Source organism: Yersinia enterocolitica subsp. enterocolitica (genome assembly GCF_901472495.1).
In the GTDB taxonomy this organism is placed as follows: Bacteria; Pseudomonadota; Gammaproteobacteria; order Enterobacterales; family Enterobacteriaceae; genus Yersinia; species Yersinia enterocolitica.
Genome location: NZ_LR590469.1, coordinates 3,325,561 through 3,339,753 on the forward strand (window position 1 = coordinate 3,325,561; position 14,193 = coordinate 3,339,753).

A 14,193-nucleotide genomic window follows, 5' to 3' on the forward strand; every position below is an offset into this window, starting at 1 on the left:
GCCCCTCCCTCCTTACAGTTCAGCGACCAGTTTATCAACGATGTCGCTGTTAGCAGCTTCATCCACGGAACGTTCGATGATCTTCTCGGCGCCAGCTATAGCCAACATCGCGACTTGCTTACGCAACTCTTCACGAGCACGCTTACGTTCGGCGTCGATCTCTGCCTGCGCTTGCGCCACGATTTTGTTACGTTCCTGTTCAGCTTCTGCTTTAGCTTCATCAAGGATCTGAGCTTTGCGTTTACTTGCCTGCTCAATAATCACCTGTGCTTCTGCTTTGGCCTTCTTCAGTTGGTCGGTCGCATTGGCTTGCGCTAAGTCCAAATCTTTTTTGGCACGCTCTGCAGAAGAGAGACCGTCAGCAATTTCTTTTTGACGCTTCTCGATGGCAGCCATAATCGGCGGCCATATATACTTCATGCAAAACAGGACAAACAGGACAAACGCGATGGCCTGGCCGAGGATTGTTGCGTTAAGATTCACAGCACAATGCCTCTTTAAAAGTTAATAGTTTGGTGTAGTTCACAGTAGAGAAAACTCTACTTACGCGACAGCAAACATCACGTACAGACCCAGACCAACAGCGATCATAGGGATGGCGTCAACCAGGCCCATGACGATAAAGAACTGTGTACGCAGCAGAGGAATCAGGTCAGGCTGACGTGCAGCGCCTTCCAAAAATTTACCACCCAGGATGCCGATACCGATCGCAGCACCGATTGCCGCTAACCCCATCATTATAGCGGCAGCCATGTACAGCAGATCCATATTCAGGTTTTCCATGACAGTCTCCAATTATTTCAGTTAAACGCAGTAGTGTTATACACTTCATACTTCAAGCTACATGTGCGTTGGCTTCCTTCGTTCACCCCAGTCACTTAACTTATGTAAGCTCCTCGGGATTCGCTCAGTTGCCGCCTTCCTGCAACTCGAATTATTTAGGGTATATTAAGAAAATCAGTGCTCTTCGGACGCCATCGACAGATAGACAATCGTCAGAACCATGAAGATAAAGGCTTGTAACGTGATAATCAGTATGTGGAAAATAGCCCAAGGTAAACTGAGCATCCACTGTGACCACCACGGCAACAGGCCAGCAATCAGGATGAAGATCAACTCACCCGCATACATGTTGCCGAACAGTCGCAGACCAAGTGAAACCGGTTTGGACAGCAGGCTGACACCTTCCAGAATTAAGTTAACTGGAATGAATATCGGGTGATTGAACGGCTGCATCGTTAATTCTTTTACGAAGCCGCCTACACCTTTCATTTTAATGCTATAGAACAGGATCAGGATGAAGACACCCAATGCCATGGACAAGGTAATACTCACGTCTGCGGTAGGTACCACACGCAGCGCAGGTAACCCAAAGACATGTTCACCAATGTAAGGCAGTAAATCGATTGGTAGTAAGTCCATCATGTTCATCAATAAAACCCAAACAAACACCGTCAGGGCTAATGGTGCGATGACTTTACTTTTGCCGTGGTACATATCCCGTACGCTGTTATCGACAAAACCGATAATTAACTCAACAGCCGTCTGCAATTTGCCAGGCACACCACTGGTGGCACCTGCCGCAACTTTGCGGAAAACAAACAGAAAAGCTAACCCCAGCACGACAGAGAAGAACAAAGAGTCAATGTTCAACGTCCAGAACGTCGCAGGGCCAGGTGAGTGGGGATTGACCAACTCAAAGGTACGCAGGTCCAACTGAAGGTTATTCAGATGGTGACCTATGTAGTCCCTTGGAGTAGAGATTTCTCCTGATGCAGACATGATGCCTCTTACCCTTTTTGTAGTTAAATACGGTGACCGTTAAATACGATAACTGTTAAGTACGGTAGCCGCTTATCACGGCCGGTGCCAATATCTGCACAATCAGCACCGCTAAATAGGTTAAACCGAGTGGCGTAAACGCTGCTTTAAACAGCCCTAATGCCACAATCAGCAAAATTATCGTCATGATAACTTTTAACCCTTCGCCAATGGCAAATGACCACGCAACACGACCCGGAGCAGCTGTTTTTGCCTGATGGCGGCAAGCAAACAACATAAATATGGCACTGGGTAACCAGGCTGCCAACCCTCCTGCCAAAGCAGAAGCACTCCATTCCAGGCTTCTAAAACCAAAAACAGCACTGAGAACAACAAAAGTCATTAACTGCAACAACAGTAACTTTCGTGCAATTTTCCCACTATAAAGGGATACAGACATGACGTTTGTTCTCTCCGAACCACACTAAAGGCATATTAAGTGAGGTATAGAACTGCCTTTTACCCCATTGAGTCAAGCAGCAAAAAACGAGCAAATTATACGGGCCACTCAAACGAATTCAATCGATAAGTAACGAAAAGGTGAACAATTATTCAATTTTTTTACTTTCTGGCTCTTTTCAGCAGATTGCTCTCGGAATATAGGCCAAATTCAATTGTCTGACGATTCCAATTATTATCAATAAAGCGTGCAACTGATCACAAAACTTAAAACAAAACGATTTATAGCCCATAACAGCCTGCTTTGTCTTTAACGAAAAGAGCCATTAAAAACTTTTATAAATCATAATGTTAAATTTAAACCATTATCAAACAACTTATCTACTTAGATAAAACTTACCGTTGACATTTCAGATAATAATCCAGCAACACTTCGGACACATAAGAAGAATGATATCTTCGATAAAATAATGACCAGGGTGACTATTTGATCATCTTCAATATGATTATGTCGTTCATTACTGCTGATATTGTAAACAAGGCGTGAAATATAATCTTTCCGAACTATAGTCAGCGGATAAATAATAGCCAATATTAAAAGTGCTACCGCAGACAATTCACCTTACTTACTCTAAGGATTTATTACATTTTTTTGATAAATAACAAAGTTAGTTTGACTTAAGAATAACCAAATGACGTTCACCGTCCAACTCTGGTACCCGCAGTCGAACAACCGACTCAACAACTATCCCTTCAGGCAATGTTGCTAATTCATCATCCGGCCTTACCCCTTTAAGCGCATAAAAGCGCCCTTCAGGCTTAGCGGGCAAATGATGACACCAGGACAGCATATCTTGTAAGGATGCAAATGCACGGCTTATTACACCATCAAATGGCGGTTTTGCGGCAAAGTCCTCAACACGGCTTTGTACCGGTTCGATATTGCTTAACCCTAACTCATGCTGTACCTGACGTAAAAAGCGAACACGCTTACCCAAGCTATCAAGCAAAACGAAGTGTGCATCGGGCCGCACGATGGCTAACGGTATCCCTGGAAGCCCAGGCCCAGTGCCGACATCAATAAAACGGCTGCCTTGCAAGTGTGGGTTAACGACAATGCTATCCAGTATATGCCGCACCAGCATTTGCATTGGGTCACGCACTGAAGTCAGATTATAAGCTTTGTTCCACTTATCAAGCAGTTCCACATAGCCTATCAATTGGTGTTTTTGCTGATCGGGTAACTCAATACCTGCTGCACTCAGCAGGGAATCTAATTTTTTTAACACAACAGTATCCTCTGACTGAAAAAACTCTGTCAGCGTGTAATAAGCCAATATGTGGAATGATAATCTAGCTTAGCAGTGGTTTGAATAGTGAGTTGTGGCCTGAATTACCGGGCTGCTTATTCTTGCAACCCGGCAAATGTTTGATGGTTACGCGCTACGGCGCAACAAACCTTGTTTTTTCAGCCAAACCAACAAGATGGAAATTGCCGCAGGTGTAATGCCTGAAATACGTGAAGCTTGCCCGATCGAGTTAGGTTTATGACCATTCAATTTAGCAATAACTTCATTCGACAAACCAGACACTTGGCGATAATCGAGATCAGCGGGCAATAAGGTATTCTCATTCCGTAACTGTTTTTCGATCTCTTCCTGCTGACGGGCAATATACCCTTCATATTTAACCTGAATCTCAACCTGATCTGCTGCTTGGGGATCAGTTAATGCCGGGCCAAATGAAGGCAACGTTGTTAACAAACGATAGTCGATTTCAGGGCGACGCAGTAATTCTTCCCCATTGGCTTCTTTTGACAATGGAGCTTTCAGCACCGCATTGATTTCAGCTACGTTCTCAGAATGAGGATGAACCCAGATATCACGCAGGCGTTGGCGTTCTTTTTCAATTTGCTCAATTTTTTGGCTAAAGTGAGCCCAGCGAGCATCATCGACCAACCCTAACTTACGGCCCATTTCAGTCAAACGCAGATCCGCGTTGTCTTCACGCAGCATCAAACGATATTCCGCTCGTGACGTAAACATACGGTACGGCTCTTTGGTGCCGAGGGTGCTTAAATCGTCCACCAGCACGCCAAGGTAAGCTTCATCGCGGCGAGGTGACCATCCATCTTCATCGTTGGCGAAACGGCCAGCATTGAGGCCTGCAAGCAGCCCTTGAGCCGCAGCTTCTTCATAGCCAGTAGTGCCATTGATTTGCCCGGCAAAGAACAAACCCTGGATATATTTACTTTCCAGAGTCGGTTTCAAATCACGAGGATCAAAGAAATCATATTCAATGGCATAACCAGGACGAACGATGCGTGCATTTTCCAGCCCTTTCATCGAGCGGACTATCTGCATCTGAACATCAAAAGGCAAGCTGGTAGAAATACCGTTTGGGTAGATCTCATTACTGGTCAGACCTTCAGGTTCAAGGAAGATCTGATGTGAATTACGATCAGCAAAGCGCATGACTTTGTCTTCGATCGACGGGCAATAGCGTGGCCCGATCCCCTCAATGATCCCCGCATACATCGGGCTGCGATCCAGGTTATTACGGATCACTTCGTGGGTTTTTTCATTGGTGTAGGTGATATGACACGCCATTTGTTCTGGATGCTGGCTAGCATTCCCCAGGAATGAGAATACCGGAATGGGGGTATCGCCCAGTTGTGGGGCCAATTGGCTAAAATCGATAGTGCGTGCATCAATACGCGGTGGCGTACCGGTTTTAAGGCGATTAACCCGTAGCGGTAATTCACGCAGGCGTTGTGACAACGAGATGGATGGCGGATCACCTGCACGGCCGCCGCTGTAGTTCTCAAGGCCAATATGAATTTTGCCATCGAGGAAAGTGCCGACGGTTAAAACCACAGCCTTAGCGCGGAATTTTAACCCCATTTTGGTCACAGCACCGACCACACGATCGTTTTCAACAATCAGATCTTCTACCGGCTGTTGGAAAATCATCAAGTTAGGTTGGTTTTCCAATGCGGTACGAACAGCCTGGCGATACAGAACACGGTCGGCTTGGGCTCGAGTTGCTCTTACCGCTGGCCCTTTGCTGGCGTTTAGTATCCTAAACTGAATACCGGCCTGGTCAGTTGCCATTGCCATTAACCCGCCCAGAGCATCGATCTCTTTTACCAAATGCCCCTTACCAATACCGCCAATCGCTGGGTTACAAGACATTTGTCCCAACGTGTCGATATTGTGCGTCAGCAATAAGGTCTGACGTCCCATGCGTGCCGCTGCCATTGCAGCTTCCGTGCCGGCATGACCACCACCAATGATGATGACGTCAAATTGATCTGGATAAAACATGGTACTGCACCTCGCCGTTATGCGAATTTCTGTGTTTGCCCTGGGGTGGGGGATTCTACTCAAGTTTAGACGATCGACCAAGCAGCTTAGGATCGCTCTTAATTAAAAGAAGATCTTTTTATTTAAAGATCTCTTTATTAGATCTCTTATTAGGATCATGACCTTCTGTGGATAAGTGATTATTCACATTTAAGATCATGTGATTAAGGAGGATCGTTTGCTGTGAATGATCGGTGATCCTATTGCGTATAAGCTGGGATCTAAATGGCATGTTATGCACAGGCACTTTAAGTCACTAAGGTTGTTATGTGGATATGTACTGCTTATACCCTGCTTTCAAGCTTACTTATCCACATTCGTTCGCGTGATCTTTAAGCAAATTAGAGTAAATTAATCCAGTTTTTAACCCAAATCTCTGCCGGATCCTCAGGAATTTCATGTTTGATGACGTCAATTTCTAAAATATCACCCACACGAATGGCTCCCTGGATGATCAGTTGCTGATCCAATTTTCTGACCGCACCACAGAAAGTGTCATATTCTGAACTGCCCAAACCAACAGCACCAAAGCGAACCTGTGAGAGATCCGGTTTCTGCTGCTCGATTTGTTCTAATAAGGGTTGAAGATTGTCTGGCAGATCACCTGCACCATGAGTGGAAGTGATAATTAGCCACATACCATCCAGGGTCAGCTCGTCTAATTCCGGACCATGCAGAGTTTCTGTCGTGAAACCCGCCTCTTCTAATTTCTCAGCTAAATGTTCAGCAACGTATTCAGCACTGCCAAGCGTACTGCCACTGATCAAGGTAATGTCAGCCATAAAGAACCCAACCGAAGTAATGAACCAGTATTGTACGCTGTGAATCAGCTGGGATCTACCTGTGGATAATGTGGGTATAGTTATTTAGTGCTCAGGGCACGATGGTACGCATGATGGGGTTTTGCAGGGAAATAAGAGTCTCGGTTGACTGGATCTCATCAATAGTTTGGATCTTGTTGATAAGTACCTGTTGCAGTGCATCTATCGATTTACACATGACCTTAATAAAGATGCTGTAATGGCCAGTGGTGTAATAGGCCTCGACAACTTCTTCTAAACTTTCCAGTTTTTTTAATGCAGAAGGGTAATCTTTGGCACTTTTCAAAATGATGCCGATGAAGCAACACACGTCATAACCCAGCTGTTTTGGATTAACGTGAACACAAGCTGCGGTGATAATCCCTGCCTGACGCATTTTTTCAACTCGGACATGAATTGTTCCTGGGCTAACACCAAAATTTTTAGCTAATTCTGCATAAGGCGTGCGCGCATTTTCCATTAATGCGTTCAGGATGCCACGATCGAGATTATCGATTTGATAAATTTCACTCATATTAACCCCCTTTTTTTATCGATTATTTAATTATAGATACATAAAAATGAATGATTAAAAGTGAAAAGGCAATATTGTTTGCTGGATATTGAATTTAACCCTCATTATGTTGCTTAATCGATGACAAGCCAAACGGCACAACAGACAATTTGCATAATCGACAGCAACGAATTGAGAAAACGACAATGAAAAAGCAATTTATCCAAAAACAACAACAGATCAGTTTTGTAAAATCCTTCTTTTCCCGTCAATTAGAGCAGCAATTGGGCCTAATTGAGGTGCAGGCACCTATCCTGAGCCGTGTGGGTGACGGTACCCAAGATAACCTGTCTGGTTCAGAGAAAGCCGTTCAGGTAAAAGTAAAAAGCTTGCCAGACGCAACTTTTGAAGTTGTTCATTCATTAGCTAAATGGAAGCGTAAAACCTTAGGTCGCTTTGATTTTGGTGCTGACCAAGGAATTTATACCCATATGAAAGCATTGCGTCCTGATGAAGATCGCTTGAGCGCCATTCATTCCGTGTATGTCGATCAGTGGGATTGGGAGCGCGTCATGGGTGATGGCGAGCGCAACCTGGCTTACCTGAAATCTACTGTTAACAAAATCTACGCGGCTATTAAAGAAACTGAAGCAGCGATCAGTGCAGAATTTGATATAAAACCTTTCTTGCCAGAACAGATTCATTTTATCCACAGTGAAAGCCTGCGCGCTAAATTCCCTGATCTGGATGCGAAAGGTCGCGAACGCGCCATTGCTAAAGAGCTGGGTGCTGTTTTCTTGATTGGGATTGGCGGTAAATTGGCTGACGGTAAATCTCATGATGTTCGTGCCCCGGATTATGATGACTGGACCTCTCCGAGTGCAGAAGGTTTTGCTGGGCTAAACGGTGACATTATTGTCTGGAACCCCGTGCTGGAAGATGCTTTTGAAATTTCATCCATGGGCATTCGCGTCGATGCTGAAGCACTGAAACGCCAATTAGCTCTAACATCAGATGAAGATCGTCTGAAACTGGAATGGCATCAATCGCTGCTGAAAGGTGAAATGCCGCAGACTATTGGTGGCGGTATCGGTCAGTCTCGTTTAGTGATGTTATTGTTGCAACAACAACATATTGGTCAGGTCCAATGTGGGGTGTGGGGGCCAGAAATCAGCGAGAAAGTTGAAGGTCTATTGTAATAACATCCGCCAGAATTTCTCTTTATTATTTCAACCCGCTATGGCTCATGCAGCGATAGCGGGTTTTAACGTCATAAACGTAAGTGGGTTCTTTAATCTATGCTGTAGGTGGCATAATAATAGAATATTCACCTTATAAGGTTAGCTGACGTTATGGCCCGGTTTCATCCACTTAGACATTACTCACATGCTCGTCCAAGATTATTATTATCCGTTGGTGCGGGAATAATCGCTTACTTTCTGTTGCCATCACATTTCACTGTATTACTGCGTGTGATGGTGAGTTGGAATATTTTCGCGTGGCTCTATTTGTTGTTTTTATGGCTGCAATTATTGCGCAATGATCCGAAAAAAATCAGATTAATAGCTCGTGTGCAGGATGAAAGTGCCAGTATGGTGCTAAGTATTGTTAGTATGGCGTGTTTGGCGAGTATTCTGGTTATTCTGTTTGAGTTAAGCACGGCGAATCAGTTATCGGGTTCGGCCAAAGCATTCCATTTAGTCCTCACTGGAATGACATTATTGGTCTCGTGGTTACTATTGCCAACCGCTTTTACTATGCATTATGCCCATTTATTTTATTTATCCCGCGATGAGTCAGACGCTGTTCTCCCGTTAATTTTCCCTAAAGAGGTTACTGAGCCTACTTATTGGGATTTTCTTTATTTTTCATTCACTATTGGTGTCGCTTCCCAAACCGCTGATGTCTCGACTGGCACGTCAGATATCCGTCGTGTGGTGCTATTGCAGTCAGTATTATCCTTTATTTTCAATATGACGATCTTGGGATTATCAATTAACGTCGGGGCAGGGTTACTGAACTAGAATAGTTTCTTAGCGCTTCCAGCGGCGCATTAAACGGCTTTTTAACCCGGTATCAAAGCGCCAGATATGATCGAAAATCCGCATGATACCGGGCTTGCCATAGGCCGACATTGCCACGGCATGGAACCGGTGTTGATGGGCTTGCTGCTGGATTTTAATTTTTCTGATCAGCTCTTCAGGTAAGCGCTGGGCAATGAAATCTGAAATAATCACTGCATCGGCATCATACCAATCTCGCTCTTCCATTTTGCTCAGAGTGCTGGATAAGCAGGCCGCCAGATCGGTGCCGCCACGAAAATGTTGGCTGAGAAAGCGTATCGCCTGCTCAATACCACTGGCTGATGATAGCTCGTAGTGAATGATTTCAGTGGCGAACAGCATGATGTAACAGCGGCGATTATCCTCCAGCGCAATACGTAGCAGGGCTAGACAGAAAGCTTTGGCACACTGCTCGTTGAAGCCACCCATCGAACCCGATGTATCGACACAGACAATAAAGGGGCCGCGGGGTTGTTCGTCATGACTTTTAAGGCTGATAGGGCGCTGTAAGGTTTTTTCCTGCCAATTATCACCTTGTAAGCGATAGGTGAGTAAACGTCGCTCCAGTAAGCGGCGATAAAACTCAAACTCTAACTCACTCATTCCTAACATGACCAACTCGGTCGGCAATAATCGTAGAATATCATTGCTCTGGTGAATGCCACTGACCTCTTCTGGCACGGTATCAGGTTGGCGAACCATCACGGTATAAGGCTCAAAGCGGGCATCAGGGGTAGGTTGCGCTTTGGCGGATCGACTGCGCCCCAATTGCTCTGCAAGTTGCTGTAATTCCGGCTGCTGTTGCAGAAAATCGCCATATTGCAGCAATAACTGATAATCACCACGCTGTAAATGCCCTTGGCTCATATCCCAAAGCCGCCCTGCCGCCCCATCATTGGTTGCAAGAATAGGTTCCAAAGCACCACTGAGCGCAAGCCGCTGTTGTAACTCAGCTAAAAGTTGCTCTCGCTCTTGTTCCAGTAGTTGATGATGGATGGTGATGGTTTGTAAGGTTAGGCTGACACGCCAGCGCTGTAAAAAGAGAGTTTGAAAGCTATCACCGGTTTGGGGATTTCTCTCTAAATCAGCGGTATGCAGCAATGTTTTAGCTTGTGTGGCGAAAGGGGAATGCCATTGTTGCAGTTGCACCATAATCTGCGGGAGATGGGCATAAAATAGCGGGCTATCTTCCAATTGACTCTGTTGGTATAAAGCAAACTCGTTTGCCAGACCAGCGGGAACTTTTGCCTCCCGAATTCGCTGTTGTAAGTTTTGCTTCCAGCCGGGGATATCCTTCATTAATGCCCGTTTAATGCGCGGAAATTTTTCAAAGAATATGGCTAACTGCGGTGAGGCCAGTAGCCCCACCACCATCTCTTCGATAAGCTCACTTTCACTTATCGATAGCAGCAAATCCAGTGTCGCCAGGCTGAGCATAGATCAATGACCGCGTAGTTTTTGTTGTAGCTGTTTCACTTGCTCAGCCACATTCAATAAGCTGGCTTCTATTTTTGCTAACCAAGAGGACGGCGTAAACAAGCAAGGTTGATGTTGACTGAATAGCCGCCGTTGCTCTGCCAGGCTATTTTCCAATTCCGCCAACTCCACCAGCAGCTCGGGGGGCACACTGGCAGTGGAAGCTCCGGGTTGCGACAATATTGATGATTGGCGACTGACATCCAGCACCGTGATATGCAGTTGATCATCAACTTCAGCATCAATAGATTGGGCATAACCGACACCATTTAATTTGGCACGTAAAACCCCACCTTTATTTAACCATTGAACCAGCATATCTTTCTCTATTTGCAGATGATTGACCTGAATGTCATGCAAGCTGAGTGGTTTTTGCAAAAATAGTGTCAGGGTGCTATCAGTAAGATGGTCTGGCAGAGAATATTGCGGTTTACGGCTGAACATACCGCTTTGTTTGGTCACCGTCAGTGCTTGATGGTCACTTTGCTGCTGTTGGTGCTTCAACCATTGAGCATGTATATGCTGGAGCTTCATTAATAGGCTTTGTTGCTGATACCCCTGTTCAGTTAGCAACTGTTCAAGCTGTTGCTGTAGCAATTTAAGTGAACTTAAATCATGCCATAAGCAATCTTTCAGCAAAATTAAGTCTATTGGCGTTATTTCATCTCGCCCGCTGAAGAAGGCGCTAGCTTGCAGTAAACGCAGAGCCTTTTTCCATCGCCGGTCAGAGACATACGGCGCTTGCTCTTGTGCGCTGAGCTGCTGACGTAGCTGAAAAATAAGCTCAAAACAGTTATCCGGTAGGGCTATTTTGTCTATTAAGGGCTGCCACTGATAAAACTCTTCATCGCTGATACTGAGATTTTCAGCTACCGGATTATGATTTTCATTTTGTCGGCTGAGAAGCAATGAGCGGAAATTCTGCTTTTCTTGCACGCGATCCAGCCATAGGCGGATCAGCATTCGGTCATAAAGCGCTTCCAGGCTGCTATCTGCATCGGGTAATTCGTTAGAGGCCGTCACTAACAAGCGCATCGGGATACTGTCTTCTCTATCACCATTACGAAAGCGTCGTTCATTAATAGCGGTCAGCAAAGTATTTAGAATGGCTGGGCCTGCTTTCCAAATTTCATCCAGAAATACGATTTCAGCTTCGGGTAAATAACCTCCAGTCATGCGCTGATAGCGCCCCTCTTCTTTCAGAGCTTGAATAGATAGTGGGCCAAATACTTCTTCCGGTGTCGAAAAACGGGTCATCAGATATTCAAATGCCCGGGCATTTCTAAAAGCAAATTTTAGGCGTCGAGCAATCAGACTTTTAGCAATCCCCGGTGGGCCGAGCAGGAATACGCTTTCGCCACTTAGTGCGGCCAGTAAACACAAGCGGATAGCTTCCTGTCTTTCATACAGACCACTTTCAAGGGCACTGCTCAAACGGGAGATTCTTTCTGCTAATTGTGATGATTGCGCCATAATTGCTCTATATGTTCCGTTAGTTGATTAATTTTTACCTGATCAGGGGGAATAGATCCTCTTTTTCTTAGCGGTATAGCATTTTTTTCTTAATAGGATAGCTCATTGATTAGTAATATTTTTATATCATCACCTATTTGTAGTCGATCTATTTTCGTACTTTTTGTTGTTTGATTTAAGAGTAGGCAATCTATTGAAATGGTGCATACTGTGCGCCTTTTGGCAGGCGTATAAGAATACATAACAGGCAGTAGCGATGACTAAGTGCACGCATCGGCTTATGGATGTTCTAGCAAAAAGAAATCAATTATGAGCACAGAACATAAAAAACAATCTTTATCGGCGGTAACCCTGGCTGCAATAGGGGTCGTTTATGGTGATATTGGTACCAGCCCACTCTATACCCTGAGAGAGTGTTTTTCTGGTCATTATGGTTTTGATGTCCGTCCTGATGTGGTATTTGGTTTTTTATCACTGATCTTCTGGATGTTAATTCTGATTGTCTCGGTTAAATATCTGACCTATGTCATGCGCGCGGATAACGCCGGTGAAGGGGGGATTTTAACGTTAATGTCTTTGGCTGGGCGTAATACCTCTTCCAGAGCCACTTCAATTTTGGTTATTCTCGGCTTAATTGGCGGTAGCTTCTTTTATGGCGAGGTGGTTATCACGCCAGCCATATCCGTTATGTCGGCTATCGAAGGGCTGGAAATTGCCGCACCTGCACTTGATCCTTATATTGTCCCCTGCTCGATTGCTGTTTTAACCCTGCTGTTTGTTATTCAAAAACACGGTACCGGTAGCGTGGGTAAATTATTTGCCCCGGTGATGCTGGTTTGGTTCCTGACACTGGCGCTGCTGGGGTTGCGCAGCATTATCGCGAACCCAGAAGTATTGGCTGCACTGAATCCTAAATGGGCAATCAGCTTCTTTACTGAATATAAGTCTGTTTCTTTCTTTGCCCTTGGTGCGGTGGTATTGGCAATTACCGGGGTGGAGGCTTTATATGCGGACATGGGGCACTTTGGTAAATTTCCTATTCGATTGGCGTGGTTTACTGTGGTCTTACCGTCATTGGTGCTGAATTATTTTGGCCAGGGCGCGTTATTATTGAAAAACCCAGAAGCTATCAAAAACCCCTTCTTCCTACTCGCCCCTGACTGGGCATTGATTCCACTGTTAATACTGGCAACGTTGGCGACGGTAATTGCCTCACAGGCTGTCATCTCCGGTGTATTCTCCCTGACCCGGCAAGCCGTCCGTTTAGGCTATTTGCCGCCGATGCGTATTATTCATACCTCGGAAATGGAGTCAGGCCAGATATATATCCCGGTGATTAACTGGACACTGTATCTGGCGGTGGTATTGGTGATTGTCGGCTTCGAACGTTCCAGTAATTTGGCAGCGGCTTATGGTATCGCGGTGACGGGCACGATGGTTATTACCAGTGTTCTGTTCTGCACCGTGGCACTGAAAAACTGGCACTGGAATCGCTTCTTTGTCTACTTCTTGCTGGTGGCATTATTGGTTATTGATGTGCCGATGTTCTCTGCTAACGCATTGAAATTGTTCTCCGGTGGTTGGTTACCACTGTCATTGGGCCTGGTGATGTTTATCATTATGACCACTTGGAAGAGTGAGCGTTTCAGCTTGCTGCGCCGTATGCACGAACACGGTAACTCACTGGAGGCGATGATTGCCTCATTGGAGAAATCGCCTCCGGTACGTGTTCCTGGCACGGCGGTGTATATGTCTCGGGCGATGAATGTCATCCCGTTTGCATTACTGCATAACCTTAAACATAACAAAGTGTTACATGATCGGGTTGTTCTACTGACACTGCGAACTGAAGATGCGCCTTATGTCCATAATGTTAATCGAGTGACTATCGAGCAGCTCTCTCCGACATTCTGGCGGGTTGTGGCGAGTTACGGTTGGCGCGAAACTCCGAATGTGGAAGAGATTTTCCATCGCTGCGGTTTGGAGGGGTTACCTTGCCAGATGATGGAGACCTCATTCTTTATGTCCCACGAGTCACTTATCTTGACCAAACGGCCGTGGTATCTGTTTTTGCGCGGCAAACTGTTTATTGCCCTTAGTCGTAATGCGCTGCGTGCCGCCGATCAGTTTGAAATCCCACCGAATAGGGTGATTGAGCTGGGGACGCAGGTAGAGATTTAACTTAGAAGGCCGTTAGACATAACGGCCTTTTTCACATTCATCATTCCCATTTTTCATTTGTTCGGCGAAACGTTTCGATGGCGATCACAATTTCACCCAAT

13 protein-coding genes are annotated in these 14,193 nt (G+C 45.4%); 3 read left to right on the forward strand and 10 right to left on the reverse strand.

Annotation, left to right across the window (positions count from 1 at the left end):
* Positions 1–12: 12 nt before the first annotated feature.
* The 8 genes from atpF to asnC all read right to left on the reverse strand — a co-directional run bounded on the left by atpF (position 13) and on the right by asnC (position 6,920).
* Positions 13–483 (reverse strand): F0F1 ATP synthase subunit B, encoded by a 471-nt coding sequence (atpF, locus tag FGL26_RS15810; RefSeq protein WP_004393038.1) that lies wholly within the window; start codon positions 481–483, stop codon positions 13–15.
* Positions 484–543: 60 nt separating this feature from the next.
* On the reverse strand, positions 544–783 hold the full coding sequence (gene atpE / locus FGL26_RS15815; RefSeq protein ID WP_004393045.1) for a F0F1 ATP synthase subunit C: 240 nt from the start codon (positions 781–783) through the stop codon (positions 544–546).
* Between the two features lie 174 nt (positions 784–957).
* Entirely contained in the window at positions 958–1,782 is an 825-nt protein-coding gene (atpB, locus tag FGL26_RS15820; RefSeq protein ID WP_005161179.1) for a F0F1 ATP synthase subunit A, read from the reverse strand.
* 55 nt (positions 1,783–1,837) lie between these two features.
* Positions 1,838–2,221 carry a F0F1 ATP synthase subunit I gene (atpI, locus tag FGL26_RS15825; RefSeq protein WP_005161181.1) on the reverse strand — a complete coding sequence of 128 codons (384 nt, stop codon included), beginning with the start codon at positions 2,219–2,221 and terminating at the stop codon, positions 1,838–1,840.
* A gap of 667 nt (positions 2,222–2,888) precedes the next feature.
* Positions 2,889–3,509: a 16S rRNA (guanine(527)-N(7))-methyltransferase RsmG gene (rsmG, locus tag FGL26_RS15830; RefSeq protein ID WP_005161183.1), complete on the reverse strand. Its 621-nt coding sequence runs from the start codon at positions 3,507–3,509 to the stop codon at positions 2,889–2,891.
* Between the two features lie 147 nt (positions 3,510–3,656).
* Positions 3,657–5,546, reverse strand: coding sequence for a tRNA uridine-5-carboxymethylaminomethyl(34) synthesis enzyme MnmG (gene mnmG / locus FGL26_RS15835; protein WP_005175172.1), 1,890 nt, complete (start codon positions 5,544–5,546; stop codon positions 3,657–3,659).
* Between the two features lie 380 nt (positions 5,547–5,926).
* On the reverse strand, positions 5,927–6,367 hold the full coding sequence (gene mioC, locus FGL26_RS15840) for an FMN-binding protein MioC (RefSeq protein WP_005175173.1): 441 nt from the start codon (positions 6,365–6,367) through the stop codon (positions 5,927–5,929).
* Between the two features lie 91 nt (positions 6,368–6,458).
* Positions 6,459–6,920, reverse strand: a complete 462-nt coding sequence (asnC, locus tag FGL26_RS15845; protein WP_005161192.1) for a transcriptional regulator AsnC — start codon at positions 6,918–6,920, stop codon at positions 6,459–6,461.
* Between the two features lie 185 nt (positions 6,921–7,105).
* On the opposite strand from asnC, the gene asnA reads away from it, so the two are divergent.
* Together asnA and FGL26_RS15855 are read left to right on the forward strand one after the other, a co-directional pair.
* Positions 7,106–8,098 (forward strand): aspartate--ammonia ligase, encoded by a 993-nt coding sequence (gene asnA, locus FGL26_RS15850; protein WP_005175174.1) that lies wholly within the window; start codon positions 7,106–7,108, stop codon positions 8,096–8,098.
* Between the two features lie 153 nt (positions 8,099–8,251).
* The gene (locus FGL26_RS15855) at positions 8,252–8,923 is read left to right on the forward strand and encodes a DUF1345 domain-containing protein (RefSeq protein WP_005175175.1); all 672 of its coding nucleotides are present in this window, start codon (positions 8,252–8,254) and stop codon (positions 8,921–8,923) included.
* Positions 8,924–8,932: 9 nt separating this feature from the next.
* On the opposite strand, the gene viaA is transcribed toward FGL26_RS15855, so the two are convergent.
* The gene (viaA, locus tag FGL26_RS15860; protein WP_005175180.1) at positions 8,933–10,399 is read right to left on the reverse strand and encodes an ATPase RavA stimulator ViaA; all 1,467 of its coding nucleotides are present in this window, start codon (positions 10,397–10,399) and stop codon (positions 8,933–8,935) included.
* Between the two features lie 3 nt (positions 10,400–10,402).
* A complete protein-coding gene (gene ravA, locus FGL26_RS15865) occupies positions 10,403–11,911 on the reverse strand; it encodes an ATPase RavA (RefSeq protein ID WP_005175181.1) in 1,509 nt (502 codons plus the stop codon).
* Between the two features lie 309 nt (positions 11,912–12,220).
* On the opposite strand from ravA, the gene kup reads away from it, so the two are divergent.
* A complete protein-coding gene (gene kup, locus FGL26_RS15870) occupies positions 12,221–14,092 on the forward strand; it encodes a low affinity potassium transporter Kup (RefSeq protein WP_005175182.1) in 1,872 nt (623 codons plus the stop codon).
* The last annotated feature ends 101 nt before the right edge of the window (positions 14,093–14,193 follow it).